The following is a 26,810-nucleotide window of genomic DNA, read 5'->3' on the forward strand; positions in this document are numbered from 1 at the left end:
GAAACACACCGTGTGCTCCCGGCCGCCGCACGTCGGCTGCACCCCCCATCCGCATCCCTGACACCGCCGGAGGACTCCCATGACGGGCCCAGCAACCAGCACTCCGCATGTCTCCGAAAGCAACCCCGTCCGCGACCTGCCCCTGCACCATCTGGCCGGATTCACTCACCGCTGGATCGACGCGGACGGCGTCCGCCTTCACGCCGTCGAGGGCGGACGCCCGAACGGGCCGACAGTCGTCCTGCTCGCCGGCTTCCCGCAGACCTGGTGGGCCTGGCGGAGGGTGATGCCCGAGCTCGCGGGCCGGTTCCGCGTCATCGCCGTCGACCTGCCGGGGCAGGGCCACTCCGAGCGTCCGGACGGCAGCTACGAAACGCATGCGGTCGCCGCGCACGTCCACACCGCCGTGAAGGCTCTCGGAGTGTCGGCTTACTCCCTGGTCGCCCACGACATCGGCGCCTGGGTCGCGTTCTCCCTCGCCCTCGACTTCGAGAGTCACCTGCGCAAGGTCGTTCTGCTCGACGCCGGAATTCCCGGCATCACCCTCCCGGAGACGATCCCCACCGACCCGGACCGTGCCTGGAAGACCTGGCATTTCGCGTTCCACGTCGTGCCCGACCTGCCCGAGACGCTGCTCACCGGCCGCGAACGCGAGTACGTCGGCTGGTTCCTGAAGAAGAAGGCCCTGTCGCCTGACACGTTCGACGACGCCGAGCTCGACCACTACGCGGCGGCCGTCGCCGCCGAAGGCGGCCTGCGCGCTTCCCTCGCGTACTACCGGGACGCGGCAAAGTCAGCTCGCGCGAACGGCGAGGCGCTGGAACGGCGGCACCTGACCGTGCCCGTCCTCGGAATCTCCAGCAGCCACGGCTCCGTTCCGGACATGGCCGCCTCGCTCAGCCCCTGGGCCGACAACACCACGGGGATCGTCGTGCCCGACGCCGGCCACTTCATCCCCGACGAACAGCCCGAAGCCATCGCGGCCGCGGTAGCAGACTTCATCGGCGACGACGACTGACACCCGTCCACTGGTCACGACGGATGTCCTGGACGCGGCAGCCGGCGCCCTGGGGAACACCTCGTCTTCGGCATCGCGGCGACACCGCTGGCGCATCGGGCAGTTGTGTCCACGGCATCTGCGGGGCATGAGGAGAGCTGTGTCGGTTCGGCACTCGTCGCCGAAGCGGGCGCAGTGGCGATGTATCGACGAGGGCGGGAGGCTCGGGCCTTGTTCGAGGGTTTTGAAACCAGGCGGGTTCAGGTCGGGGAAGCATCGATTTTCGTTCGCTACGGCGGGGAAGGGCCGCCGGTGGTGCTGCTGCACGGCCACCCCCGGACATCCGCGACCTGGCATCGCGTCGCCCCGCTCCTCGTCCGACACGGGTTCACCGTGGTCTGCCCCGACCTCCGGGGATACGGCCGGTCCACCGGCCCGGCGCCAACCGCAGACCACGCGAATTACTCCAAGCGGGCCGTCGCCGGTGACGTGGTCGGGGTGATGCGCTCCCTCGGCCATGACCGGTTCGCGCTCGCCGGGCACGATCGAGGAGGCGCTGTCGCGCTGCGTCTTGCACTCGATCACCCCGACGCGGTCTCGCGGGTGGCGCTGCTCGACTGTCTGCCCCTCACCGAGCATCTGTCCCGCATCACGACCGAGTTCGCCACGCAGTGGTGGCACTGGTTCTTCTTCGCCCAGCCGGACGTCCCCGAGCGGGTCATCAATGCCGATCCGGACAGCTGGTACCACGGCGACCCCCAGACCATGGGTCAGGAAAACCATGACGAGTGGCGCGCGGCCACGAGAAACCCCGACGTGGTGCGGGCGATGCTGGAGGACTACCGGGCCGGTCTCACCATCGACCGGCGGCACGAGGAGGACGACCGCGCGGCCGGGACACGGATCCAGTGCCCGGCGCTGATCCTCTGGTCGCTCCGGGACGACCTCGAGGACCTGTACGGGGACCCGGTGAAGATCTGGCGGCAGTGGGCACCGGACGTACGCGGCCACGGCATCGACGCCGGGCATCACGTGGCCGAAGAAGCCCCGGACGCGCTCGCATCCTCCCTTACGGACTTCTTCGCGGGACGACCGGAGTGACAAACCGCTGGGCTGCCTCCCGCAGAGCACCGTAAGGGAGAACTCGTGCGCCTCGTTCCGCGTACCCACCGGGTACATCCGCTCGATGCCGTCGGACCACGTCCCCGGACGGGGCCCTGCCGCCGCACCTTCACGCGGGGGTGCGCACGGCGAGCAGGGCGACGTCGTCGAGGCCCGGCGGCTGGACCCGGCGCAGAAGCTGATCGGTGAAGGACGGCAGCGGGCGGTGGGCGAGGGCGGCGGCGTGCCGGCGCAGCAGGTTCAGCCCCTCGTCGAGGGCCTGGCCCGGTTTCTCGACGAGCCCGTCGGTGTACAGCACGAGGGTGGCGCCCGGCGGCAGGAGGACGGTGGCGTCGGGACGCGGGGTCCGCACTCCGGTGCCCAGCAGGAGCCCGTGGCCGTCGGTGAGGTACTCGGCCAGACCGTCCCGCGTGATGAGCAGGGGAGGGGGGTGACCGGCGTTGGTCCAGGACAGCTGCCAGTGGCCGTCGCCGGTCCGGGTAACGCGGGCGAGGACGAGGGTCGCCATGGTGACGTCGGTGATCGGCATGATCGCCTCGTCCAGGCGGTCGACGATCCGGCTGGGCGGTCCCTGCTGGGCCCAGGCGTAGGCGCGCAGCATGTTGCGCAGCTGGGCCATGCCCGCCGCGGCCTCCAAGCCGTGGCCGACGACGTCGCCGACGGCGAGCGCGGTGGCACCGTCGGGCAGGGTGAAGGCGTCGTACCAGTCGCCGCCGACCTGCGAGGCGTCGGGGGCGGGCAGGTAGCGCACGGCCATCTGGAGCCCGGGTACGTGCGGCATCTGGGGCAGCAGATGATTCTGCATGGTCTCGGCGACCTTGCGCTGGCGCTGGTAGAGGCGGGCGTTGTCCAGGGCCAGCCCGGCCCGGCGCGCGATGTCCTCCAGCAGGGGCAGATCGGAGACGGTGAAACTGTCCGGCTTGCCGGCACGGCCGAGGGTGAGAGCCCCCAGCACGTCCCGTGTACTGCGCAGGGGCACCATGGCCGCGGAGTGCATGCCGGCGCTCTCGAAGAGACGACGCTGTTCGGCCGTGATGCCCGAGTCCGGCGTGCCCTGGTAGGTGTCGGGGCCGGCGAGGGCGGAGGAGACGCCCCGCAGCGCCTTCGACAGGGGCATCAGCGACTCCTCCGGGACCGGCGGCATCGGCCCTTCGAAGTCCTCGTGACGGATCACGGTGTCGCCGTCGGCCTGGGCCACGACGGTGCGCCACACCTCATCGCGTTCGGTGATCAGGTCGATGACGGCCCAGTCCGCGAGGCGCGGCAGGACCAGCCCCACCAGTCGGCGCAGCGCCTCCTCGACGTCGAACGTGGACGTCAGCTGCGTCGTGGTCTCGGCCAGCAGGGCCAGCCGCTCGAAGTCGGTCAGCGTTCCGGCGGACTGCTCACGGGGCGCATCGGTACCGGCGGCCGGTCGGCGGGGGTAGAAGACGACCAGCGTGCCGGGGCCCCCGTCGCCGACGTCGTACGGCGTGATCGTCCAGGAGACCGGGAGCAGGGAGCCGTCGGCGTGCTCGAAGTGCTCGTCGCCGCCCTGGGCCGGGCAACCGGCCAGGAACGCCTGCCGCATGCGGCACTGCGTCGCGGGCAGCTGCTGGCCCTGCGGCCCGCGGTGCAGCAGGTCGTGCGCGTCCCGCCCGACGAGTTCGCCGGCGGTACGGCCCAGCAACTCCGCGGCGCGGCTGTTCGCGGCGAGAATGCAACCCTGCTCGTCCACGACGTAGCCTCCCGCCCCGATGGCGTTCAGCGCCGGGGCGAGGTGGGCAGAGGACACCCCCGCGGACTGCTTCCGCCCGGCCTGCGGCCTCTCCGGTCCCACCATGGTCCTGGTCTCCCTCGTCGATCCCCGTATGCCCGGCCGGGGCCGCCCGCCCGCCCGAGGGCCCTTGATCTACTGTTCCCGCACCAGCCGCCCGCCCTACCCGCCGGGCGACAAGTCCGTGGAGATCCACTCCAAGAGCTGCGGCGCGCCCACGCTGCTCGTCTCCTCCGACCCGCGTCCGCGCGCGGAGCCGGCCGCCCGGGGATGCCGGCCGGGAGCCCCACGCGGGGCACCCAGCGCCGAGAAGTGTGCAGCTCAAGATCCAGGGTCGCCGGGCCGACGACCGCCACCGCACCCTCGACGTGTGGACGAGTCGCCGCTTCCACCACCCCGTCGCGTGTTCGCGCGGGCGGCTCCATCGCGGACGCCCTCGCCCTCCTCGACCCGCACATCCGCATCACCACCGTGCGCACGCTCAGCGCCGCGGCGACGGCGTCCGGCGCCGTCTCGGTATCCGCACCTCGTCGCCACCACCTCTCGATCCCCTGCCACTCGAGGTTCCTTCCGCCGGGTTGCCCGACGTCGGCGTTCCCCGGCGCTCGGGTCCTCGATCCCTGCGATCGGCTCAGGCCGAGCGCAGGCCAGGTCGCCGGCGCCGAAGTCGGGATGCATCTGCTGGGAGGTGCCGTGCCGTCCGGCCAGTTCGGGGCGAGGTGTCCGGGGGCGGGGTGGGTGGTGCGCAGCTCCTCGTGGTCTGCCGTCTCGAAGTCGGGCCCCGGCTACGCCGACCCGTCGTCGCGGCGGAGGGGACCCGCAGCTCGCGCCGCACCACGCCTGACGCTCGTCCGGCCGGGCTCAGGACGCCTCCGACGTGCGCAGAAGCCGTTCGACCGCCGCCCGGTCCACCTTCCCGTTGGCATTCAGCGGGAGCGAGGCGACCGCGGTGATCCGGGCCGGGACCATGTACGGGGGCAGGCGGCGGCGCAGTTCCGCGCGGTGGTTCCCGGTGCCGTTGCCGGGAGCGCCGGTGTGCGCCGCGGCGAGTTCGACGCTGCCGTCCGGCGTCGGCAGCGCCACCACCACCGCGTCAAGGATGCCCGGCAGGTGCCGTAGCGCCGCCTCCACCTCGCCCAGTTCGACCCGGTAGCCGTGCACCTGGACTTGCTGGTCGACCCGGCCGAGGTGGATCAGGGGCGTGCCGGGAGGCAGCGGGCCGTCGTCGACGGTGGCGTGGGACAGCGCGGTCACGCGGTCGCCCGTTCGGTACCAGTGCGCCTCCGTGAGGGGTGTACTCGGGTCGTACAGGTTGCCGTCGGGCGTGAGGAAACGCCCCGTGTTGTCTGCCGGATCGAGGTAGCCGGCGAAACGCTGGGGGCCGCGCACGCACAGTTCGCCGTCCAGGAGCCGGCCCTCCAGAGCGGGGTGCAGGGGGCCGATCGGCACGGTGTCGTTCGGTGTGCCGGGCCAGGCGCCGAGGTCGCGGGGGAGTCGGTGGCCGGTGCAGGTGACGGTGAGTTCCGTGGGGCCGTAGGCGTTGTCCACCGTGCTGTTCCCGGCGGCTCGCGCCCACGCCCGCGCCTGGCGGAGGGTGAGCGGCTCGCCGCAGAACATGCTGCGGCGCAGGCTGGGCAGGCTGCCCGGCTTCAGCGCCCGCAGCCGTTCGGCCAGGGAGATCACCGAGGGCACGGAGTTCCAGTGGGTCAGGGCGCGGGCCGCGGCGAAGCGGACGGGGCGCAGCAGGTCCCCGCGGGTCGCCGCGACCAGGGTCGCGCCGGTGCCCCACGCCGCGTACAGGTCCAGCACGGACGGGTCGAAGGTCAGGTCGAACGTCTGCGACACCCGGTCGCCGGGACTGGGCCCGTAGTGCGGCACCGCCTGCTCCAGGTAGGCGCACACGTTGGCGTGCCGGATCGGGACGCCTTTGGGCGCGCCGGTCGAGCCGGAGGTGAACAGCAGGTAGGCGAGGTCGTCGGGGGCGGTGGTCGGCTCGGGCAGGTCGGGCGGTGCGGTGGCGGTCAGAGCGAGCAGGTCCTCGGCGGTGAGTGTGAGGGCCGGCGCCGGCAATGCGGCCGCGTGGTCGCAGGAACCGTCCGTGAGGATCACGTCGAGCTGCGCGGCGGCGGTCACGCGGGCGTTGCGCGTGAGCGGGAACGCGGGTCCGAGGGGCACCACGGTCCCGCCGATGCGGTGGACCGCCAGATAGCCGGCGTACGCGACGGGAGTGCGCCCGGTGAGCAGCCCGACGCGGAGGGGAGCGGCACCGGCGCCGCCGCGCTCCAGCAGTCTGTGGGCCACGTGGTCGGCCTGGGCGGCGAGTTCGGTGTAGGTGAGCCGGGTGTCGCCGATTTCCAGTGCCGTCGCGGCGGGGAAGGCGGCGGCCGTCCGCGTGAACCAGTCGTGCAGCGTCCGACGTTCGGTTCGCAGGATCTCGGTCACGTGTCGTTCACGCCTTTCGCGGGAGAAGGGGAGGGGGGGAGGAGACTCGACCGGCGGGTCCCCGGATCCCGCTGAGGTGCGAGCCGTCCGCGCCGTCCGTCCGGACCGGGCCCACCGCGCAACTCAACGGCGTCGCGGAGGCGCCTCGCAGACAGATCCAGCGGTACGGTCCCCAGCGACCGCCGTGGCTTCCCGGCGGCACGTCGATCTCCCACGGCCGCCCCGCAAGCCCGACCCCGGCCGCTTTCACGCACGCCTCCTGGGCCGTCCACACCCAGGCCACCTCCTCCGCCGCCCGCGCCGGCGCCAGCGCGAGGACACCGGGCGCGTGAGAGCGCAGCAACCGGCGGGCCAGGGTGGCTCCGACGGAGTCCGCCGGGTGCTGGAGGTCCACCCCGACGCGTCCCTCGGCGGCGAAGGCGCAGGCCACCATGGACTCGCTGTGCGAGACGCTGACCGCGGCCCCGGCGTGCCCGACCAGGTGGGGCTGCCCGCGCCCGTCGGGCGTGATGTCGGCGCCGGCCAGCGGCGGCGCCACCGTGTGCAGCAACTCCCGCAGCATGCCGCGCCCGTGGAGGAAGCGACGGGCCCGCCACTCGGGCAGGGCGGCAGCGCGGCGCCGGTCGTCACGGTGGGTGCTCGGAGCGCCGGAGCCGGCCACCACCCACACGCCCTCGGCGACCGCCAGGGGCCCCACCACCGGTCCGGGACTCACAGCGGGAGGACCTCGCGGCCCAGGTCGGCGAGCACGCGCTCGGCCCCTTCGGCGACCGCCTCCAGGACCACCTCCGTCGTCCCGCCCCCGATGCCGAAAAGCGCGGCCTGCGCCCGGATCTCCTGCATGCCGCCGTCGGCGAACCCGGCCGCTCCCCACAGGTGGGCGCACTCCCCGAGGACGTACGGCACGGTGGTACCGGCGGCGGCCTTCAGCGTGGCGGCGGCCTGGAGGTCGTAGTTCCCCGCCACGACGGGAGCCGACCGCTCGGTGAGAGCGTGCAGCTCCCGGACGCGCACCAGGGCGGCGGCGAAACGCTGCCGGACGTGGCCGCGGCTCCACAGCGTGCCCTCCTGGTGCGCCCGCCCGGTCAGCCGGCGCCGCGTGTCGGCCAGCACCCGGCGGCACAGCGCCACGCCCCACAGCGCCCCCGCCAGCCGCTCGACGGCGATGTGCCGCGCGAACACCGGCAGTCCGAACCCGACCCTGCCCACCAGGTGCTCCCGGTTCAGGCGCACCGCGTCGAACGACACATGGCCGGCGCCCGAGCCCGCGTAGAGCGTCGAGCGCGCCGACCGGACCGCCACGCCGGGCGCATCGGCCGGGACCAGGACCCAGGTGAAGTTCGCGAAGTGCCGGCCGGGGCGGTGCCGGGCCAGGACGAGGAACGACTCGGCGGTGGTGGCGTTCGTGATCCACTCCTTGCCGCCGGTCACCATGACGCCCGTGGCGTCGACGGCCGCCTCGGTGCGCAGCGCGGTCAGGTCGGTGCCGGCCGTGGTGTCCGTCGCGGCCAGGGCCAGGGTGGCTGTCCCGCTCAGGCCGCGGGCCAGGGCGCGCTCGACGGCGGGACCGGTTCCGGTGGCCAGGACGGGCAGGGCCGTGGCGAGCTGCACACTGGCGGACAGCGTCGCGGGGACGGCCCAGCGGGCGTCGGCCGTGGCCAGTACGTCGGCGAGGCCGCCGACGTCGATTCCCCGGCGGACGTCGCCGCCCCGGTAGACGCGGGCCAGGTGCCCGGCCGCGCCGAGGGCCGCCCACGCGGCCGATCCGCTCATGGCGGTGTCGCGTGGGGCGGCGCCGTCGGCCACCGGGGTCCCGGCCGGGTGGATGGCGGGTAGCTCAGGCAAAGGTGACTCCCTGGTCGCGCAGGGCCAGACGGCCGTCCGCCAGGTGCAGGCGGTCGTTGTGGTAGTTGAGCGCGGCGGACCGCAGGTCGCGTACGGCGAGTTCGAGCCGGGTGGGCGAGTCCTTGAGGTAGCCGTCGCGCAGCCCGACCGCCTCGACCAGTTCGTCCACGGCGGCGAGACACTGCTCGGAGGCCGTGATCTTGAGGGAGTTGAGCAGGAGCTGCCGCGGCGCACGGGACAGGTCCTCGCCCGACTCCACTAGGGACAGGGCCTGTTGCAGCAGCGCGTGGACGGCGTCCAGGCGTTGGCGGGCGCGGGACAGACGGGTGAGCAGCAGCTCGGAGCCGATGTCGAAGCGTGCGCGCCCCGCCGGGCCGCGCACCAGCCGCAGAACGCGGGAGAGCGCGCCCGCCGCGGTGCCGAGCCAGGCGGCCGACCAGCCCAGATGAGCGAGCGGGCCGAAGACGTTCGTGGCGATCTCGTGGAACTGACCCGGCCTGCCCACCACTTGGCGGGCCGGGACACGGCCGGACAGGCGCAGGGGCGCACTGTGGCTCGCCCGCATGCCCATCGGCTGCCAGTCACCGGACGCCTGGACGGTCAGCTGGTCGCGCTCGGCGTAGACCAGGGACACGTCGTGCACGGTGGCGTCGCCCGCCGCGCGCATGGTGATGAGGAAGCCGTCCGCGTGTGCGCCACCGGTGACGACCGGCGCGAACCGGTCGATCTCCAGCAGACCGTCGGCGTCGACCAACTGCGCCTCAGCGGTCGTCAGGTGGCCGCCTTTGCCCGCCTCGGTGGTGACCGAGGCGAGGTAGACCTCGCCGGCCGCGACGCGCGGCAGCACCGCCTCGGCGAGCCGTTCGTCGGCATGGCGGACCAGCGCGGCCGACTGCTGGCAGTGCATGGCGAAAATCATGGCCACGGACATGTCGGCGCGTCCGAGGATTTCGGCGGCCCGCACCAGGTCGCGCACGGACCCGCCGAGCCCGCCGTGGGCGACGGGCACCAGCAGCCCGAGCAGACGCGAACGGCGCAGCGCGGCCAGCGCCTCGACGGGGAAGGCCGCGTCGCGGTCCGCGTCCGCGAGGTGCGCCTCGGTCACCTCGACGACCTCCGCGAGCCGGGCGGCGAGAGCGGGTGCGGCGCCGGCGCTCACCCGGTCACCCCGCTGGACTCCTCCTCGGGCAGCTGCGCGGCGACGGCGCGCCACAGGCTGCCCGCGGTCGCGAAGGTGGCGTCGTTCATGTCCTCGTCGGGCAGTTGGATGCCGAAGCCGTCCTCCAACTGGAAGAGGAGCTCGATGGCCTGCATGGAGTCGACGCCGAGCCGACGCAGATCCGTCTCGGGGGTGATGGCGAGGTCGTCGGGACCAGCGTGCTTGAGGAAGGGCCGGAGCAGGTCGGTGAAGCGGGGGTCCACGGGGACGTGTCCTTTCGGTACGGGCGTGCGGCTGCGCGGCGGAGGCGGTCAGCGGTGGGCGATGCGGCAGAAGTCGTCCACGCGGCGCAACTTCTCCGGGATCAGCTCGTCGGCGACCAGTTCGAGACCGAGATCGCTCTCGATCCGGTCGATGATCTCGACGAGCCGGAAGGAGGTGAAGGAAGGGAAGGAGTCCAGCGGGGCGCCGTCCAGCAGGTCGGCCGCCGGCACGCCGAGTACGTCGGCGACCATGCGGGCGACGGCGGAGCGCAGCTCGTCGCCGGCACCGCCGGCCGCGGGCGCGCCGGCGGCGAAGACCGCGCGGTCGGCGGCGAGGAGTTCGGCCAGCCGGTCTACGGCCCCCGCCGGTTCGGGCCGGCCGCGGGCCACCCTGCGCTGAGCGACGTAGGTCTGCTCGACCAGCTTGTCCCAGGACGCGAGATGGGCGCGTTCGCCCTCGGTCGGCCCGGTGCGTCCGGCGCACCGCGCGCGGTGCGCGGCGTGGAGTTTGCGGGCCCGTGCCAGCAGCCACGTCTCCGCCGAGAGCTGTTCGAGGGCGCGGAGCCGGTCCGGCCACGTCGCGTACGCGGTGACATAGGGCTCGGGGTCGAAGTCGGCCACGCTCGGTTCCGCGGGCTCGGGCGGGGCCGGTGCGAAGGTGACGACCTCGGCCGTCCCGATGTCCGCCAACTCCCGCTCGTCCAGCACGTGTTCACCGGGTTCTGCGGCGCCCCACCGGGTCTCGATGCGGTAGCCGTCGGTGACGTGCCAGCCGTCCGGGCCGGCGGTGAGCAGGAAGCTGTGGTCCAGGTGGGCACGGCCGTGGTAGGGCAGCCAGGGCAGGTGGTAGCTGTCGGCGACGACGTAGTGCACCTCGGGCCGCCGGGCCGCCTCCGCGAGGAGCGCGGCGGCGGCCAGGCGGCGTCTGCCCACCGGGCGCAGCCCCACCAGGGGCGCGTCGGCCGTGAGGCGCGCGTCGAGGGTGGGGTCGGCGGTGGGCAGCCCGTCCGGCAGGGTGCGCAGCGGAAGGTCCAGGCGGGCGCCCAGGCGCAGGTGGGTGCCGGGGCCGTGGAAGTGGTCCGCGAGCACGGCCAGGTTCACCTGGACGCAGTCGAGCACACCGCTGTCGACGCCCTCCACAGGCAGAGCGGCGGGGGCTGTCGGGGGCAGGGGGATGGGCATGTCGGTGGAATCCTCGGTCGCTCGGAGAGGGGCGCGGGTCAGATCCATGGGGGCAGTGCCGGCAGGCCGCCGGGCGCGTCGAGGCGGGCGCCGTCGCCTCGGCCGCTGAGCCACGCGAGGAGTTCGGCCCGTGTTCCCGACACCACGGGCCCACCGCCCGCGAACCGGGCCAGCTCCACTCCGGCGGCGTCGCTCAGGGTGAAGGCGGGCACCTTCTCGGCCTCGGCGTAGTAGCCGATCACGTCGGCCAGGACGATGTCGCGTGCGGTCGCCGGGATGTCGGCGATCTCGTGACCGACGTCCAGGTCGACCAGGTGCAGGACGAGTTCGCGCAGCCGGATGACGAGGATGCGGCGCGGGGTGCAGATCTCGCCGGTGAACGGCACGATCGTGGCGTCCCACGCGGGTCCGGGCAGCGTCTCGACCGCGCGCTGCCAGCTCCGGGCGCTCTCGCGGACCCGCGCCACGAGAGCGGCGGCGGGCAGCAGGGCCCCGGCCTCGATCTCCGCGTCGCGGGCCTCGCGGTCGGCGTACTGGTCGGTCCTGACGCCGGTGCGCGCCCAGGTCAGCAGGCGTTCCAGCGCCGGGGCCTGGGCGGCGAGGTGGCTCAGGACGTGGGCGCGGCTCCAGCCGGGCAGCCGGGACGGTCCGGTGACGGCCGTGTCGCTCAGCGGGGCGGCGGCGGTGAGGAGCCGCCCGGCGGCACGGTCGAGTTCGCGGAAGACCGTGGTGGTGGGTTCGAGTTCCTTCACCGGCTCGGCTCCAGGAGGTCGGGTACGGGCGCGGGGCGGCGGCCGGTGAGCTTGGCGAACGCCTCCGCTATGCGGGTGAGTTGGCCGGCGATGTGCGGCAGGCGTACCGGATCGTCGGCCGCCAGGGCCTCGGCCTGCCCGCGCTCGTCGCCGTACAGGAGGCTGGTCGCCGCCTTGAAGCGCAGCGCGTCCGGGGCGTCGCCCAGCAGGTGCCCGGCCAGGACGACGATGCCGGACTCGTCGAGCAGCCGCCGGGCGAGGGAGGCGGAGTCGGTGACGCCGCGGGCGGCCAGTTCCGCGCGGAGCGGGCCGAAGTCGGGGTAGACGTAGAAGGCGCCGGTGGGCGGTCTGCATACGGCGCCCGCGTCGAGCGCGATCCGGTGCACCGCGCGAGCCACGGCGCCGTGCAGCCGGGCGGCGGCGCGCAACCTCCCGGCCACCTCGGGAGGTTCGGCGAAGGCGTAGGCGGCGACGTGCTGCATCGGGCCTGCCAGCGTCGACCACAGCTCGCTGGCAGCCGCCACCACGCCCTCCCGCAACCGCCGGCCCAGATCGCCGGCGGGGAAGCGGGCCGCGCCGATGCGCCAGCCGCCCAGGCCCAGGCTTTTCGACAGACCGGTGGTGACGACCGTGCGCTCGGGCACGACCTCGGCCGGACTGAGGAAGCCGCCCGCCGGGTCGTGCAGCACGTCACGGTAGATCTCGTCGGAGACGACGACGAGGTCCTCGGCGCGCGCCACCTCGCAGATCTCCCGCACCAGTCGCGGCGGGGCGAGCGTGCCGGTCGGGTTGTCGGGCAGGGTCAGGACCAGCGACGCGGGCGTTCGGCCGGCGGCGCGGGACCGGGCGAGCGCGGCGCGCAGCGCGGCGGGTCCGGGGACGCCCCCGCAGTCCTCGGGCACCGGGACCGCGATGGCCCGCTTGCCGGCGTACACGGCCTGCGGAGCGTAGGTGTTCCAAGCGGGGGCGGGCAGCAGGACGTCGCCGGGGACGGTGAGCTGGAGGGCCATGAGCAGCGGCTTGCTGCCCGGCGCCAGCACGATCTGCTCGGCCCCGGTGGGCAGACCGCGGCGCGCGAAGTAGCCGGCGACGGCCTCGCGCGCGTCGGTGCGCCCCGCCACCGGGCCGTACGACGTCTGGCCCGCCCCGTCGGCGAGGGCCTGCGCGAGACCGGGCAGCAGAGGCAGACGGGCCTCGCCGAACGCCAGGTGCACCAGGGACTCCCCGGCTGCCCGGCGCTCGTGCACCGATTGGTCCAAGGCCAGGTTGGGCGAGGGCGGGAACTGCGGGAGGCCGGGCACGTGCGAGGTCCTTTCACGGGTGGCCGGACCGCTTGCGGGGAGGGTTCCACGGGCGGGCGGCGACGCGGGGGCGGGGGAGGAGAGGGTGCGGGGCTTCACGCGGTCACCCCGGACACCGGCGGCGCGCCGCGCAGCGCGGCCGCCAGATCCGGCGGGCAGTCCGGCGCGATCTCCAGGTCGTCCAGCCAGGCCGCCTCGGGGCAGTAGCGGGCCCGGAAGGGCCGGCCGACCAGGGCGGGGTCGCGGGCCTGGAGCATGCGCAGCTGGAAGTACGAGCCCTCGGGCGTCTCCTGCACCCCGTCCACGACGACCTTGCCGGGCGTCGCGGACATGACCGGGCCGCGCACGGTGCGTGCCAGGCCAGGCAGCGTGCGGTAGGCGGCCTGGAAGATCTCCGTCGCGCGGGCCAGCGGCACCTGGAAGTAGGCGTGCGGGCCGGTGTCGCGTTCCACGAACAGGTAGTACGGAACGGCTCCCGCGGCCAGTTCCGCCTTCCACAGCGCACTCCAGGTCGCCGCGTCGTCATTGACACGGGCGATCAGCGGCGCCTGGCAGTACACGACGGCGCCCGTCGCGCGGATGCGCCGCAACGCCTCCTGTGCCGGCGCGGTCTCCAGTTCCCGCGGGTGGCTGAAGTGCGCCATCACGGCGAGCTGCTTCCCCGCCGCCACGACCTGCTCGAACAGGCGCAGCACGTCGTCGGCGTCGTGGTCGGTGGTGAAGCGGTGCGGCCAGTACGCCACCGACTTGGTGCCGATGCGCACGGTGTCGACCGACTCCACGGCCAGCAGCGGCTCCACATGGCGGCGCAACCGCTCGGTGGTCATCACCATCGGGTCGCCGCCGGTGACCAGCACGTCGCTGACCTCGGGACGCGCGGCCAGATAGGCGAGCAGCCCGGTCGGGTCCGGGGCGGCGAAACGCAGATCGGCGTCGCCGACGAACTGCGCCCAGCGGAAGCAGTAGGTGCAGTACGCGTGGCAGGTCTGCCCCTGGCCGGGGAAATACAGGACGGTCTCGCGGTACTTGTGCTGGAGACCCGGCACGGGCCGCCCGTCCAGGTGCGGCACGTTGTACTGCTGCTGGCCCGAGGGGTGCGGGTTCAGCCGCGCCCGGATGTCACCGACCAGCTCGCGCAGCAGCAGCTTGTCGCCGGGGTCGGCGGAGAGCTTGGCGAGCTGCTGCTCGTCGTCGGCCGCCAGCATGCCCCGCTGGGGAAAGGTCAACTGGAACACCGGGTCGTCCGGTACGCGGTCCCAGTCGATCAGCCGGCTCAGGACGTATTCGTTGACCCGGAACGGAAGCACCAGCGACACCCGCCGCACCGTCTCGCGGACCTCCTCGCACAGGCCGAAGCGGGCGGCGATGTCGTCAAGGTGCTTGGGGCCGTACGCCCGGAAGCGCTCGGGCACGGTCGGGCCGGCCGTCATCGGGAGCCCCCCTTCGACGGACTCTTCTTCCGGTACAGCGCGTCCCCCAGGACGAGGAAGTCCAGGTCCATGGAGCGGAACGCGGCCAGCGCGTCGCACGCGCTGTCCACGACGGGCTCGCCCCGGTCGTTGAAGGAGGTGTTGAGGAGCACCGGCGGCGCCCCCTCGGCCTCCAGGGCGTCCAGGGCCGCGCCGACCGCGGGCGCCGCGTCGCCGTCGAGCACCTGCGGGCGGGTGGTGCCGTCGACGTGGACGACACCGGGCGCGACCCGCCGGCCCAGCTCGGTGGCGCGGGCGGCGCCCAGCATGTAGCGGCTGAGGTGCTCCTGCTGCTCCCACAGCCGGGCACCGTAGCCGGGCCGGGTGACACCGGCGAACGGACGCCACTGCTCGCGGTTCTTCACCGTGTTCACCCGTGTGTTCACCGAGGCGGTGTCCGGCACGGCGATGATCGAGCGGTGGCACAGGGCGCGCGGCCCCACCTCGGCGCGCCCCTGCGCGACCGCGCCGACCCGCCCGTCCAGCAGCAGCCCGGTCAGCTCGTCGATGTCCAGCGGACAGCGCCACAGATCCTCGGTGTCCGCGGCGGTGATCGCCGCCGCGCCGATGTCGCTGCCGAGGTACGGGGAGAGCGGCACCGTACGGGAGCGGGGCGGGCACACCGTCCAGGCGGCGCCGAGGGCCACGCCCGCGTCGTGCGGGACCGGCGGTACGTACAGGGGTCCGGGCAGGGTGCCGTTGGTGGAGCAGTTCAGGGCGACGCCGCCGCTCAGGCACAACTCTTCGACCCCCGCCGCCTTACGGGTCTGCGCGGCGAGGTGGCTGACGGCCTCCTCCACGACGCGCTGGGCGGTGTAGGCGACCAGGACCGCGGCGGGGTCGTCGGCGAGCCGGTCCTCCGCGGCCCGCGGCCCGTCGGCGCCCGCGATCCGGGTGTAGCGCTCGCGCCACCGGGCGACCGTGTGGTCGTACTGCTCCTTGATCTCCTCGGCGGTGGCCCGTCCGGTGCGCTCGGCCAGCGGCTGGACGGCGAGGGTGAAGTCGTCGCCGTGCACGTCCACGAGGGTCTCGGTGCGCACGCTCCGGGCGCGGCCGTAGGCGGCCAGGCCCATCGTCTTGCCGGCGTTGAGGAAGGAGAAGCCCAGCCAGGTGGACGCCGCGTCGTAGGCGTAGCCGAGGGAGGCGGTGCGCTGCCAGGAGCGTTCCAGGCGCGGCGCGCGGCCCTCCTCGTAGGTCCAGATGCTGGAGGACTCGTTCTCACCGTGTCCGTCGACCACCAGGACGCCCGCCTTGCGGAAGGGCGAGGCGTAGAAGGAGGACGCGGCGTGCGCCTGGTGGTGGCCGACGCGCACCACCTCCGGCAACCGCTCGCCGAAGTCGAGGCCGACCGCGTAGGCGAGGAACGCGGCGTCGTCGGCGAACCGGCCGGGGTAGAGCTGTTCGTCGTCCCAGCCCAGCGCGACGACGTCGATCTCGGCGGGGCCGATGCCTGCCTGCTCCAGGCACAGCCGGGCGGCGCCGGCGGGTTTGCGGTACAGCGAGTGGCGCCGCCGGCTGAGGCGTTCCTCCTCGGAGAAGGCGACGATCCGGCCGTCGCCGTCGATCAGACAGGCCGCGGTGTCGTGCCAGCCGGCCGGAGGTGCGTTGACGCCCAGGATCCACATGGTCGGACAGCTCCTTGCTTCCTTTTGAGGGTGAGAGGTCAGCGCTCTGGTACGAGGTCAGTGGGGGAGCGGCGCAAGACGGTGGCGCACGGCCCGCTCGGCGGCGTCCAGGGCCGTGCCGCACTCCTCGGGGCTGTCGCCCGTGGCGATCAGCGCGGCCAGGCGGGGGACGATGCCGTGCGGCGGCAGCCGCAGCACCGTGCCCGGCGGCGCGAGCGCGACGGCGTCCGCGATGCCGGGCACGGCCGCCGCGTCGGTGACGTCGAGTTCGCGGACGACGGCGTCGTGCGCGGGGTAGACGAAGCGGACCTCGGCGCAGCGCTCAAGGCGCGGTGACACGTCGGGGGTGCGGCCCAGGGCGAGGTCGGCGGCGGCGGCCACCTGGTCGACGCCGGTGGCCAGGCGGCCGAGCAGCGGGATGAAGTCGCCGCCGAGCCGCCCGTTGACCTCGACCACACGGGGCCCGGACGGGGTCAGCCGCAGCTCGCTGTGGGTGACGCCGGTGCGCAGGCCGAGCGCGGCGTGCGCGGCCGCGACCACCCATTCCACTTCGTCGGCCCAGGGTTCGTCCCGCCAGGGCGCCACCAGGTGGCCGATCTCCTCGAAGTACGGGGCGAAGCCGAGGCGCTTGCGGGCCACATTGACGATGTGCACCCGGCCGCCGTCGACCGCACAGTCCACGCTGATCTCGGGTCCGGTCAGGTACTCCTCCACGATGGCGCCGGCCAGCCGGTCGATGCCGGGGAAGGCGGAGGTGGTGGCCGTCTCGTAGGCCCGGCCGACCTCGTCGGGCGTGCGGGCGAGCGTGACGCCGATGGACCCGGCCAGGCCGCGGGGTTTGACCACCACGGGCAGGCCCAGGTCGCCGGCGGCCGAAACCGCCTCGGCGCGCCCGTGGACGTGGCGGAAGCCGGCGGAGGGCACCCCGGCCGCGGCGAGGACCTGCCGGGTGGTGAGCTTGTCCCGGCAGCCGCGTACGGCTTCGGGGCCCAGGTGCGGCAAGTTCAGCCGCCGGGCAACCTCCGCGGTCGTGGCGAGCAGTGTCTCGTCCCAGGTGAGGACCGCGCCCGCGCCGTCGGCCGGGGCGAGCAGATCGGCGACGGCCTCGGTGACGGCGTCGGCGTCGGAGGTGTCGGCGGCCCGGAAACGGTCTTCGATGTAGGGGCGCTGCCACTGCGGCGGGCCGGGCTGCACGAGCGCGGCGTCGACCCGTTCGGCCAGAGCGGCGAGCGCGTACCGGCGGTAGGGCGGGTTGCCGCAGCCCACCACGACCACCCGTGCGGGCGCCCGCGCATCGAGGGGCGTGCACTCCAGCGCCGTCCCGCGGGCGGTGCGGCGCAGCGCCTCCTCCACCTCGGCGGTGCTGCGGCCCGCGAAGCGGAAACGCGCTCCGGCGTGCTCATAGCCGCCTCCGGTCATCAACTGCCCCCGGTACGGGACGCTGCTGGCGTACGCCGGCCCGTCCTCGGGCAGCGTGACGGTCCGCACCCGGCACGGCGCGGGGACGGACGGCGGCACCAGCAGCCAGCCGCCGACCCGGCCCGTCCCCAAGGGCGCGGCCGGTGTCGGGTCGGGGGTGTCCGTCTGGTGGGCGAAGGCGGCGGCCATCAGGTCGACGCCGTGCACCTCCCGCCAGACGAACGGCACTTCGGCCCCGCCGGGCCGCGCTGCGAGTTCAAGCACGGTCAGCGCCCCGGCCTCGCTCTCGAACAGTTCCAGGTGGAAGACGGATGGCCGGGCGAGCAGGGCCCGCGCGGCCCGCGCCGTCAGCGCGCCGATGCGCTCCAGTGCGGCGCTGTCATCGATCTCCACCGAGCCCAGCACCTCGCCGGAGGTGAACCGCAGGCAGGTGCTCAGATAGCGCGAGGCCCGCCAGAAGCCGAGGTAGCGACCGTCGAAGACGCCGTCGACGTGCAGGATCCGGTCCGGCGCCCACGGCTGCACGATCATGTCGGTGTCGGCGGGGAAGACGTACGCGGCCAGCGCCCGCGGGGAGTCCAGGCGAGTGACGTGGGCGCTCGCGGTGCCGCGCCGGGGTTTGACCAGGACGGGCCAGCCGTGCGCGGCGGCGAAGCGGGTCACGGCGGCGTGGTCGGGGGCGTCGGCGGTCGCCGGGGTGGGGACCGCGTGGGCGGCGAGGCGATGGGCCATCAGCAACTTGTCGCGCACGGGGCGCAGTTCCTCCGCGCCGGGACCCGGCAGGGACAGCTCGTCGCGCAGGACGGCGGCCAGGTCGAGGTCCGTCTCCTGGAGGGCGACGATGCGTGTGGGCGGCCCGTGCCGCTCGGTCAGCCGGTCCACGGCCGCGCGCACCGCCTTGGCGTTCTCGGTGCTGTCCACCAGCTCCACCCCGGCGGCCACGGCCGCTGGCAGGTGGGTCAGGGCCCGTTCGGTGGTGATGTAACTGACCCGGTGGGCGGTGTGGTCCAGGTAGCGGGCGTAGTCGGCGTACCGGTCGCTCCAGCGGTGCAGGACGACGACGTGGCCCAGGGCGGTGCCGTCCTGGCGGGGCTGAGCGGCGGGCCGGCCGAGTGGGTGGGTGGAGCCGGGCACGGGACCTCCTGGGGCGGGGCGGACAGTGGGGGCCGGGGTGTCAGGCAGCGGCGAGCAGTGTGTCGTGCAGCTCCCACAGCAGGGCGGCGCACTGGGCGCGTCCGGTGTCCCGCGCGGTCAGCCGCACGGTCAGCGTGTGTCCGTCCTCCTGGGAGCGGGCGTAGCAGTGCGGTCCGATGGTGGTGAACGGCGTCTCGAAGGAGACGGTCGGCCCGACCGGCGCGGCCTGGGGTGACGTCGCCTCGCCCGCGTCGACGGGTGGGACGGCCACGTGGTTGAAGGCGCAGGCCGCCTGGGGCGCCCCCGGCATGCGGGCGCGCAGCGCGGCGACGGCCGTCACGTCGTGCGTACCGTGCCGGACGGCGCGCAGGCTGCCCCAGTGCACGGCACGGGCGAGCGTCGTGAGGTCCGCGTCCACCCCGTCCACGAGCGCGGGAACCCACTCGTTCATGGAGGTGACGAGGTCCTTCCAGCGTCCGGAGAACCGGTTGGCGCTCATCAGCTGCACCAGCAGCCTGTCGCTCCCGCACCGGCGGCCCACGGCACGCACGTAGGCGGCCAGCACGGCGCTGGCGACGGAGACGCCGGCCCGGTCGGCGAGCGCCCGCGCCGCGGGGAGCGCGGGCGACGAGCGGAGCGTGGCCTGCACGACCTCGCCGGGCGCGTCACCCGTCGCAGGCAGCCGGGCGGCCGGGGCCCGGTCGAGGACCCGGCGCCAGTACTGCAGCGCGGCCCTCTGGCGCCGCAGTCCGTCCGGTCCGTACTGCTCGGCGGCCAGGTCGGCGGGGCCGGGCGCCGGTCCGCCGAGCGTGCCGGGCGCGGCGAGCTCGCGCAGGAGGTCGCGACGCAACACCTCCTGGGCCCAGGCGTCGGCCAGGATGTGGTGCTTGACGAAGACGAGCCGATCGGGCGCCCGCCGGCCGTCCGCCGTGCGCCTCTCGGCGATCAACCGGGCCCGCCAGCCGTCCTGTCGGCCCAGGTCGAAGGGTTCGGCGGCCAGTCGCAGGGAGAGTTCCGCGGCCTCGCCCTCGCCGGGCGGGGCCGTGGTGAGTTCGACCGGTCGTGCGTCGGCCGGCAGCCACTGCCGGGGCGCGTCGGGGTCGCGCAGGTCGTAGCGGGTGCGCAGGGAGGGGTGCCGGACGGCGAGCGCGGTGAGCGCGGCCCGCACGGCTTCCGGTCCGGTTCCGGGCGGCAGGTCCCACACGGCCGCGTTGTTGGGCTCGTGGCGGCGGGTCGCTGGCAGGTCGCGGATGTCGTGCCAGACCGAGAGCTGGCCCAGGGAAAGGGGTCCCGCAGCAGTCAAGCGCACGTCCTCTCCAAATTCCGCAATGCGAAAACTGTATTCCGATTCGAGCCACAAGCTGTCACAGCTCATGGAATCTGTCCAGTGATCACCTGGAGCGGGCGATTCCGCTTGGCGTTCGTCCGCCGGCCCATCTCCCGCCCTGGCGGCAGGCATTGAGGGAGGTGGCTGGCGCGCTCCCGGCGGAGTGTGAGAGCGTGGACATGAAATCGGAAATCTAATTCCGAAAGGCGGAAGTTCGAGGTGGGGCGTGCAGAACATCGGAACCGCGCCGCGAACACGCCACCCGCGGCGGAAAGGACGTACTCAGTGTGCCCACGGCCGGACGACACCGCGGCGGCGACCGGTGAGTTCCTCCACGACTTCCTGCTCGACCCCACCCGCCACACCCCGGACCACCCGGCCGTCGTCGAACCCACCGCCACCGGCGCGCCCACCGTCACCACCTACGCCGAGCTGACCGCCACCGTCAGCGCCTACGCGGCGACCTTGCACGCGCTGCAACTCGCCCCCGGCACACGTGTGCTGCTGGAAGCCGAGGTGAGCGCCGAGTCGATCGCCGTGCTCCTGGCGTGCTCCCGTGCCGGGCTCACCTTCGTGCCGGTGAGCCCGGAGACACCGCCGGACCGGCTGCGCGCGCTCATCGACACGGCCCGCCCGGCCCTGCACGTGCAGGCCGCCACCAAAGAGCGCACGGACCTGCCCGCGACGCTCGGCACGGCACGCTTCGGCAACGGCGGACTGACCGTCGAACGAACCCCTGTGGCGACCACCCGCCGACGGCGCATTCCGTGTGTCACCGATCCCTCCTACATCGTGTTCACCTCCGGAACGACCGGCCGCCCCAAGGGCGTCGTCATGAGCCACCGCGCCGTGACCGCCTTCTACCGCGGCATGCTGGCGCACCGCATCGCCGCCCCCGGCGACCGCGTCGCCGGCACCTCCCCGCTGCACTTCGACTTCTCCCTGCTCACCATCGGGCTCGCGCTCGGCAGTGGCGCGGCGCTGGTCCCGCTGCCCCAGCGACTGGTGCGCTGGCCCCGGCACTTCCTGCGTGCCCTGCGCGACACGAGAGCCACCCAGGTCACCGGAGTGCCTTCCGTCTGGCGACAGGTCCTGCGCCACGAAGCGGACCGCCTGAGCGAACTCCGGTACCTGCGCGGGGTGTTGTTCTGCGGCGAGGAGTTCCCGCTGCCGGAACTGCGCCGCCTCCAGGAACTGCGTCCGGGCATGCGCATCGTCAACTGCTACGGGGCGACCGAGTCGATGGCCGCCACCTTCGAGGACGTCCCCGAACCGCTGCCGGCCGACCTGGAGCGGCTCTCGATCGGCCACGCCCATCCGGGCGCCGAACTGCTCCTCAGGGACGGCGACGGCGAAATCGTCGACACACCGGGAACGCCGGGGGAGATGCTGCTGCGCAGCCCGGCCCTCTTCTCCGGCTACTGGGACGACCCGGAAGCCACCCGCGCCGCTCTCGTACCCGACCCGCTGTGCCCGGAGTCGGGCCAGGTCGTCCTGCGGACCGGGGATCTGGCGGTGCGCGGCGAGAGCGGGGAGCTGTACTTCCTCGGCCGCACCGACTCCCAGGTTCAGATCAACGGCAACCGGGTGGAGCTGGGCGAGGTCGAACGCTGCCTGACCCGCCACCCCGCCGTCACCGCCGCCGCGGCCCTGCGACTGCCGCTGCCCGGCGGGGGCGGCTGCCTGGCCGCGTTCGTGGTCGCGGACCCGAGCGGCGGCGCGCGGGACGGCTCCCGCCCCGGCGCCGTCGAAGCCGCGCCCGACGAGGACATCGCCGCCACCCTGCGGGACTTCTGCGCCCGCACCCTGCCCGCGTACATGGTCCCCGCCGAGCTGCGGGTGATCGACGTACTGCCGGTCACCGGCAACGGCAAAGTCGACCGCGAGGCACTGGCCGCGAGTGTCACCGGCCCCGCCTGACCGGCCCGGCCCCACGCGCCCGACCCGTCCCGGCCCGCACTCACTGTTCGTGGAGCGCGGCCGCCCCCGCGACACCGGCACCAGTACCAGGTAGACATCCCCGACGCCCCGGATAACGACCCCACCCGAGCCCGCACGGCTCCCCCCGGAGGACCACGTTGCCCCCCACCCCGACCACCGCACCGTCCGCCGGCCGTCTCCGCGCCCTCGTCAGGGTCCGCGCCGGCGGTCTGCCCGGCGCGTTCTGGGTCCTGTGGACCGGCACCCTGGTCAACCGGCTCGGCGCCATGGTGAACCCGTTCCTGAGCCTCTACCTCAGCCAGGTCCGCGACGTGCCGCTCGGCACCATCGGCGTCATCCTCGCCGTCGTCGGAGTCGGCTCGGTGATCTCCCAGCCGCTGGGCGGGTTCCTCACCGACCGGTTCGGCCGCCGGGTCGCGCTGTCCGGCGGGATGCTCGCCAACGCGGGTGCCCTGCTGGCCCTGGGCCACGCGCAGTCGATGCCCGCCCTCACCGCCGCCGGCTTCGCCCTGGGCGTCACCCTCGACCTCTTCCGGCCCGCCGCCCAAGCCCTGGTCGCCGACACCGTCCCGGCCGCCGACCGCACCCGCGCCTTCAGCCTGCTGCTGTGGTCGGTCAACCTCGGCTTCTCCGCCGCCATGGTCCTCGGCGGCCACCTCGCGACCCGCGGCTTCTCCCCCCTGTTCTGGATCGACGCCGCCGCGTGCGCGGTGTTCGGCCTGCTGGTCTGGTGCGCCGTCCCCGAAACCCGGCCGACCCCGGCGGAGCGCGGAGCCGGCGGCAGCTACCGCACCGTCCTCGCCGACCGGGCGATGCTCGCCTTCGCCGGAGTCGTCGTCCTGTACGCCATCGTCTTCCAGCAGGCTTTCGCCACCCTGCCCCTGGCCATGGCACGGCACGGACTGTCCGGTGACGTCTACGGGCCGGTCATGGCGGTCAACGGCGTCGTCCTCATCCTGGTCCAGCCGCTGATCGGCCACCGACTCGCCCAGTTCGACAAGAGCCGCGTGCTGGCCACCGGCTTCCTGCTCGCCGCCGCGGGCAACTCCCTGCTCGCCGCCGCGTCCGCGAGCCCCGCCTTCGCGCTGGCCGCTGCGGTATGGAGCCTGGGCGAGGTCCTGGTGTTCGCCACCGCCGCCGCCGTCGTCGCCGACTTGGCCCCGCACGCTCTGCGCGGCCGCTACAACGGCCTGCTCGGCATGGCCTGGGGCACCGGCTTCCTCATCGCCCCGCTGGCAGGCACCCGCCTGCTGGCCGCCGGGGCCACCGTCCTGTGGCTCTCCTGCGCCGCCCTCTGCGCGACCGCCGCGCTGGCCCAACTCGCCCTGGCGCCGACCATCAGGAAGCGGACCGCCCAACTCGTCGACGTGACCGCTTCGTTGCAGAACGCCGCCCCCTGAAAGTCTCCGGTGCACCCTCGCACGCCTGCCACCCACCTCCCCCCGGTCAAGGACCCCCCATGCCGAAGATCCTCCTTCTCGAAGCCGGTGTCTCCGCCGGAGAGGCCCTGCTGCGCGCCGCCCACGACCTGGGCGTCGACGCCTGGGTGGCCACCCACGAGGAGATGTACGCCCAGTACCCGTCGCGGACGAAAGCACTGGTGGCCGGCACGGTCCGCCCCGACTTCACCGATCCCACCGCCGCGCTGGAGGAGTTGACCGCATTCTGCCGCCGGACCGCGATCGACGGTGTCCTGGCGTGCTGGGAGTTCCTCACCCCGCTCGCCGCGCGGCTCGCCGACCGCCTGGGCCTGCCCGGCCACGACGCCGGGCTGTCCCCCGCCAGCCGCAACAAACGCCTGATGGCCGAGGCGTTCACGGCCTGCGGCGTGCCGTCCCCGCGCACCGTCAGCGCCCCGGACGCGGACACACTCGCCCAGCGCGTCACGGCCGCCGGGCTCACCTACCCGCTGGTGGTCAAACCGGCGGAGAACGCCGCCTCCATCGGCGTACGAGTGGTCGCATCGCCCGGCGATCTGCCCGGCGCCGTGGCCCTCGCCGGGGCCGAGACGGTCAAACTGCCGCACGGCATCCTCCTGGAGCCCACCCTGCTCGCGCAGGAGTACGCGCACGGCGCAGAGTTCAGCGTCGAGACGGCCGTCGCCCGCGGCGCGATCCACCACCTCGCCGTCACCGAGAAGTTCACCACCCGAGGAGCCGTACGCGCCGAAACCGGCCACACCGTCCCGGCGGACCTCGCACTCCCGGCGCGCACGATGCTGCTCGACGCCGCGAGCCGGGCCGTGTCCGCCCTGGGACTGCGTGACGGCCTCGCCCACACCGAGATCAAGCTCGACGCCACGAACCGGGCGTCCGTCCTGGAGACCGGCGCCCGGCCGCCCGGCGACGGCATCATGGAACTGGTCGAACAAGCCACCGGCATCGACATGGCCCGCACGGCCGTCCAGATCGCCCTCGGCCACGAAACCGACCTCGCCCCGACCCGTGCCGGCGCCGCCGCCGTCCGCTTCCTCACCGCCCCCCGCGCCGGCACACTGCTGGCCGTCGACGGCCTCCCCGCCGCCGGCCCCGACCTCGCCGTCACCCTCACCAAGCAGCCCGGCGACCATCTCGCCGACCCCACCGACAACCTCCAGCGCATCGGCCGCGTCGTACTGTGCGGCGCCACCGCGGCCGAGGTGAACGAGGCGGCGCTCAAGGCGCTGGCAGCAGCACGGATCACCGTCGGCCCGTGACACGCCGACACCCTCCCGGACCGGCAATTGAGCCTTTCCGGCTATGACCTCCACCGCTTCGGCGGCCATGAACGGGACCGGAACAGCGGCCCGCGCATGGTCGCAGGCTTCTTCCACCGCGCCGTTCACGCGCCTCGCGCGGGCGTGACTGCCTGGGGGAAGGTGAACAGCTGCTCCGGGTCGCAGGCGGCTTTCACGCGTTGCATGCGGGGGTAGTTGTCGCCGTGGTAGGCAGTCTGCCAGTCGGTGAGCTCGGGGTCCATGCCGTTGGTGTAGCCGCCGGTGCCGAGGTGGTGCTGCATGGTGGCATGGACATCGTGCAGCCAGTTCAGTCTGCGGTCGATGTGTGCGGGGTCGGTGTGCTGGTGCCAGTAGGAGTGGTACTGGACGACGCCGACAGCTGCCCGGTGCGGAAACGCGGTCGCGTCTGGAGGCCGGTCACCGACGGCGCCGCCCAGAGCGTCGATGAGCAGACCGCTGGCCCCGCCCACACCGGTGAAGTGGTGCAACTGCTCGAGGGCGGCGGCCATGTCGGTCGCCGCCGCCGGAGTGAGCGGTTGGCGCACGATGTGGGATTTGGCGGCGAAGGCGACCCTGGGGCCCCGTGTGCCGCTGCCCCAGCGGTCCGCCTCGCAAGCCGCCCGGAGGTGATCGCAGGGTACGAGCAGCCGGCCGGTCTCGGGCAGACCCACCGCGGCCGTCAGCCGGTCAAGCACCTTCTCGGTGTCACCGGGTGCGCCGATGAAGGTCCCGGTCACGGTCGGCTGCGAGGGCAGGCCGGCGTCGCTGAGCTGCTCGAAGGCACAGGTCACCGTACGCGGTGTGGCGGGGGAGGCGTTCCACGTCGTCCAGCCGCGCAGGACGGCCGCGCTCGCCGTGGCCGGCCAGCTGACCAGGAAGCGTGTGTAGCCGAGGTCGCGGATGTCCTCGGTGGTGAACGTGAGTGCGGTGACCGCGCCGTAGTTGCCTCCGCCGCCCCCGCACAGGGCCCAGAACAGGTCGTTGTCCGGGGGCGGCGAGTCCGCGCGTACGTGGCGGATGCGGCCGTCGGCGGTGACGATCTCGACTTCTTCCAGGTGGTCGCAGGCCAGTCCCCAGGCCCTGGTGAACGCGGACAGGCCGCCGCCGACGGTGACGCCGGCGAGGCCGATGGTGGGGCACCGGCCCAGGGGCAGGCCGGCTCCGGCCGCGGCCAGTGCCAGGTGAGCCTGCTGGCCTTTGACGCCGGCTCCGAAGCGGGCCCGCCCGCCGCTCACGGCCGCGGAGTTGAGGGAGCTGGTGTCCAGGACGAGTCCGGGGCCGGTGGAGTATCCGGCGTAGCTGTGTCCGCCGGAGCGCAGCGCCAGCGGTATCTGTTCGGCACGGGCAAAATTGATGCAGGCGACGACGTCTTGGGCGTCTGCCGGGTAGGCGATCGCCTGGGGGCGGATGTTGTCGAAGCGCTGGTTGACCAGGAGGCGGCCCTGCTCGAAGGCGGCCTGTTGCGGTGTGAGCAGCACACCGCGAAGTCCGGCCGCAAGCGCCGGCCAGTGCGTCCCGCCTGCCCTGGAAGCCGGCGGCCGCGCTGTGACGGCGGGCATCCGGGCGGTACAGGGAAGGCGGGCGGCGCGCAGGGCTGACAGGGTGTGGAGGTCGGTGAGGACCGGGTAGTCGAACGGCAGCGGCCGGGGTCCGACCTGGTCGGGCGGGGCGGTGAAGCCGCCGTCCGCGCCCTGCTCGGCGAGCAGGTAGGCCACGGCCCGGCTCACGGAGAGCGGGTCGCCGTACCGGGCGAGTACGGGAACGGCCTGGGCGGTCGAGAGTACGTCGCTGGGGTCGTCGGGGAGTTGGCCCCAGCCGCCGTCGGCATGCTGGGTGGCGACCAGGCGGCCCACGGCGTCGACGACAGCGATGAATGCTCCCCACTGCGCCAGCAGCTCCAACTCGGCCAAGGGTGCACCCGGGACCAGCCATCCGGCCATGCGGCCGTGTCCTGTGCGTGCCAGCCGGCGCGGCTCGTCCTCGCCGGTGACGAGACCGTGTCGCACCGCCCAGGACCGCACTTGCCGTTCGGCATGAACCCAGTGGGGACTGCACACCGTGACCATCTGTCCTCGCCGGCCGTCGTCCGGGCGCAAGGAGCCAGCGGGCGCGGGGAGCTGGAGATAACGGGTCGGGGCCCGATGGCTCATGACGCGACCGGCCCGAACAACGCGCCGGCACCTGGCGCGGCCTCTTCGAAGGCCGCCATTGAACCCCCACGGCCGCCATTGATCCCCCGGCGGCGCCATCGTCAGGCAGCGAGGAGGCGTGCAGTCCAGGCTTCCCCATCGCATCCTCCGTCGTGTCGTACCGCCCGCTTCAGCAGACCCTGACCCCGTCGCGCCACGCCATAGCGACAG

General features: G+C 73.9%; 19 protein-coding genes. 5 read left to right on the forward strand and 14 right to left on the reverse strand.

From position 1 onward, the window contains the following. The first annotated feature begins 79 nt into the window (after positions 1-79). Both ACZ7EC_RS24140 and ACZ7EC_RS24145 read left to right on the forward strand, forming a co-directional pair. A complete protein-coding gene (locus ACZ7EC_RS24140; RefSeq protein ID WP_471065582.1) occupies positions 80-1,018 on the forward strand; it encodes an alpha/beta fold hydrolase in 939 nt (312 codons plus the stop codon). A gap of 210 nt (positions 1,019-1,228) precedes the next feature. Beyond that, complete coding sequence (locus ACZ7EC_RS24145; RefSeq protein WP_471065770.1) at positions 1,229-2,098, forward strand: alpha/beta fold hydrolase; 870 nt, start codon at positions 1,229-1,231, stop codon at positions 2,096-2,098. Positions 2,099-2,228: 130 nt separating this feature from the next. On the opposite strand, the gene ACZ7EC_RS24150 is transcribed toward ACZ7EC_RS24145, so the two are convergent. The 13 genes from ACZ7EC_RS24150 to ACZ7EC_RS24210 form a co-directional block, all read right to left on the reverse strand. Continuing rightward, a complete protein-coding gene (locus tag ACZ7EC_RS24150) occupies positions 2,229-3,941 on the reverse strand; it encodes a PP2C family protein-serine/threonine phosphatase (RefSeq protein ID WP_471065584.1) in 1,713 nt (570 codons plus the stop codon). Between the two features lie 795 nt (positions 3,942-4,736). Beyond that, positions 4,737-6,317 carry an AMP-binding protein gene (locus tag ACZ7EC_RS24155; protein ID WP_471065586.1) on the reverse strand — a complete coding sequence of 527 codons (1,581 nt, stop codon included), beginning with the start codon at positions 6,315-6,317 and terminating at the stop codon, positions 4,737-4,739. Positions 6,318-6,324: 7 nt separating this feature from the next. After that, a complete protein-coding gene (locus ACZ7EC_RS24160) occupies positions 6,325-7,032 on the reverse strand; it encodes a 4'-phosphopantetheinyl transferase family protein (RefSeq protein ID WP_471065588.1) in 708 nt (235 codons plus the stop codon). Next, on the reverse strand, positions 7,029-8,162 hold the full coding sequence (locus ACZ7EC_RS24165; protein WP_471065590.1) for an acyl-CoA dehydrogenase family protein: 1,134 nt from the start codon (positions 8,160-8,162) through the stop codon (positions 7,029-7,031). The genes ACZ7EC_RS24160 and ACZ7EC_RS24165 overlap by 4 nt, the downstream gene beginning before the upstream one ends. Then, on the reverse strand, positions 8,155-9,321 hold the full coding sequence (locus tag ACZ7EC_RS24170) for an acyl-CoA dehydrogenase family protein (RefSeq protein WP_471065591.1): 1,167 nt from the start codon (positions 9,319-9,321) through the stop codon (positions 8,155-8,157). The genes ACZ7EC_RS24165 and ACZ7EC_RS24170 overlap by 8 nt, the downstream gene beginning before the upstream one ends. After that, the gene (locus tag ACZ7EC_RS24175) at positions 9,318-9,584 is read right to left on the reverse strand and encodes an acyl carrier protein (protein ID WP_471065593.1); all 267 of its coding nucleotides are present in this window, start codon (positions 9,582-9,584) and stop codon (positions 9,318-9,320) included. The genes ACZ7EC_RS24170 and ACZ7EC_RS24175 overlap by 4 nt, the downstream gene beginning before the upstream one ends. 48 nt (positions 9,585-9,632) lie before the next feature. Then, positions 9,633-10,766 carry an acyl carrier protein gene (locus tag ACZ7EC_RS24180; RefSeq protein ID WP_471065594.1) on the reverse strand — a complete coding sequence of 378 codons (1,134 nt, stop codon included), beginning with the start codon at positions 10,764-10,766 and terminating at the stop codon, positions 9,633-9,635. Positions 10,767-10,804: 38 nt separating this feature from the next. Then, positions 10,805-11,518: a maleylpyruvate isomerase N-terminal domain-containing protein gene (locus ACZ7EC_RS24185; RefSeq protein ID WP_471065596.1), complete on the reverse strand. Its 714-nt coding sequence runs from the start codon at positions 11,516-11,518 to the stop codon at positions 10,805-10,807. After that, a complete protein-coding gene (locus tag ACZ7EC_RS24190; protein WP_471065597.1) occupies positions 11,515-12,819 on the reverse strand; it encodes a pyridoxal phosphate-dependent aminotransferase in 1,305 nt (434 codons plus the stop codon). The genes ACZ7EC_RS24185 and ACZ7EC_RS24190 overlap by 4 nt, the downstream gene beginning before the upstream one ends. Positions 12,820-12,914: 95 nt before the next feature. Next, on the reverse strand, positions 12,915-14,249 hold the full coding sequence (locus ACZ7EC_RS24195; RefSeq protein ID WP_471065599.1) for a KamA family radical SAM protein: 1,335 nt from the start codon (positions 14,247-14,249) through the stop codon (positions 12,915-12,917). Further along, positions 14,246-15,913, reverse strand: a complete 1,668-nt coding sequence (locus tag ACZ7EC_RS24200; RefSeq protein WP_471065601.1) for a carbamoyltransferase C-terminal domain-containing protein — start codon at positions 15,911-15,913, stop codon at positions 14,246-14,248. The genes ACZ7EC_RS24195 and ACZ7EC_RS24200 overlap by 4 nt, the downstream gene beginning before the upstream one ends. A 57-nt stretch (positions 15,914-15,970) precedes the next feature. Beyond that, the gene (locus ACZ7EC_RS24205) at positions 15,971-18,466 is read right to left on the reverse strand and encodes an ATP-grasp domain-containing protein (RefSeq protein WP_471065602.1); all 2,496 of its coding nucleotides are present in this window, start codon (positions 18,464-18,466) and stop codon (positions 15,971-15,973) included. A gap of 40 nt (positions 18,467-18,506) precedes the next feature. Next, positions 18,507-19,769: a condensation domain-containing protein gene (locus ACZ7EC_RS24210; protein ID WP_471065604.1), complete on the reverse strand. Its 1,263-nt coding sequence runs from the start codon at positions 19,767-19,769 to the stop codon at positions 18,507-18,509. Between the two features lie 309 nt (positions 19,770-20,078). Between ACZ7EC_RS24210 and ACZ7EC_RS24215 the strand changes: the two genes are divergently transcribed. The 3 genes from ACZ7EC_RS24215 to ACZ7EC_RS24225 all read left to right on the forward strand — a co-directional run bounded on the left by ACZ7EC_RS24215 (position 20,079) and on the right by ACZ7EC_RS24225 (position 24,429). Continuing rightward, complete coding sequence (locus ACZ7EC_RS24215) at positions 20,079-21,713, forward strand: AMP-binding protein (protein ID WP_471065605.1); 1,635 nt, start codon at positions 20,079-20,081, stop codon at positions 21,711-21,713. Between the two features lie 158 nt (positions 21,714-21,871). Then, a complete protein-coding gene (locus tag ACZ7EC_RS24220) occupies positions 21,872-23,134 on the forward strand; it encodes an MFS transporter (RefSeq protein WP_471065607.1) in 1,263 nt (420 codons plus the stop codon). A 59-nt stretch (positions 23,135-23,193) separates the two neighbouring features. Continuing rightward, positions 23,194-24,429: an ATP-grasp domain-containing protein gene (locus ACZ7EC_RS24225; RefSeq protein WP_471065608.1), complete on the forward strand. Its 1,236-nt coding sequence runs from the start codon at positions 23,194-23,196 to the stop codon at positions 24,427-24,429. A 125-nt stretch (positions 24,430-24,554) separates the two neighbouring features. On the opposite strand, the gene ACZ7EC_RS24230 is transcribed toward ACZ7EC_RS24225, so the two are convergent. Continuing rightward, positions 24,555-26,360: an FAD-binding oxidoreductase gene (locus ACZ7EC_RS24230; protein ID WP_471065609.1), complete on the reverse strand. Its 1,806-nt coding sequence runs from the start codon at positions 26,358-26,360 to the stop codon at positions 24,555-24,557. Positions 26,361-26,810 lie beyond the last annotated feature (450 nt).

The organism is Streptomyces sp. NPDC037203 (assembly GCF_055605065.1).

Coding starts and splice junctions, on each gene's coding strand:
- ACZ7EC_RS24140 (WP_471065582.1), top strand. CDS start 80: ATGACGGGCCCAGCAACCAGCACTCCGCATGTCTCCGAAAGCAACCCC.
- ACZ7EC_RS24150 (WP_471065584.1), bottom strand. CDS start 3,941: ATGGTGGGACCGGAGAGGCCGCAGGCCGGGCGGAAGCAGTCCGCGGGG.
- ACZ7EC_RS24180 (WP_471065594.1), bottom strand. CDS start 10,766: ATGCCCATCCCCCTGCCCCCGACAGCCCCCGCCGCTCTGCCTGTGGAG.
- ACZ7EC_RS24195 (WP_471065599.1), bottom strand. CDS start 14,249: ATGACGGCCGGCCCGACCGTGCCCGAGCGCTTCCGGGCGTACGGCCCC.
- ACZ7EC_RS24200 (WP_471065601.1), bottom strand. CDS start 15,913: ATGTGGATCCTGGGCGTCAACGCACCTCCGGCCGGCTGGCACGACACC.
- ACZ7EC_RS24225 (WP_471065608.1), top strand. CDS start 23,194: ATGCCGAAGATCCTCCTTCTCGAAGCCGGTGTCTCCGCCGGAGAGGCC.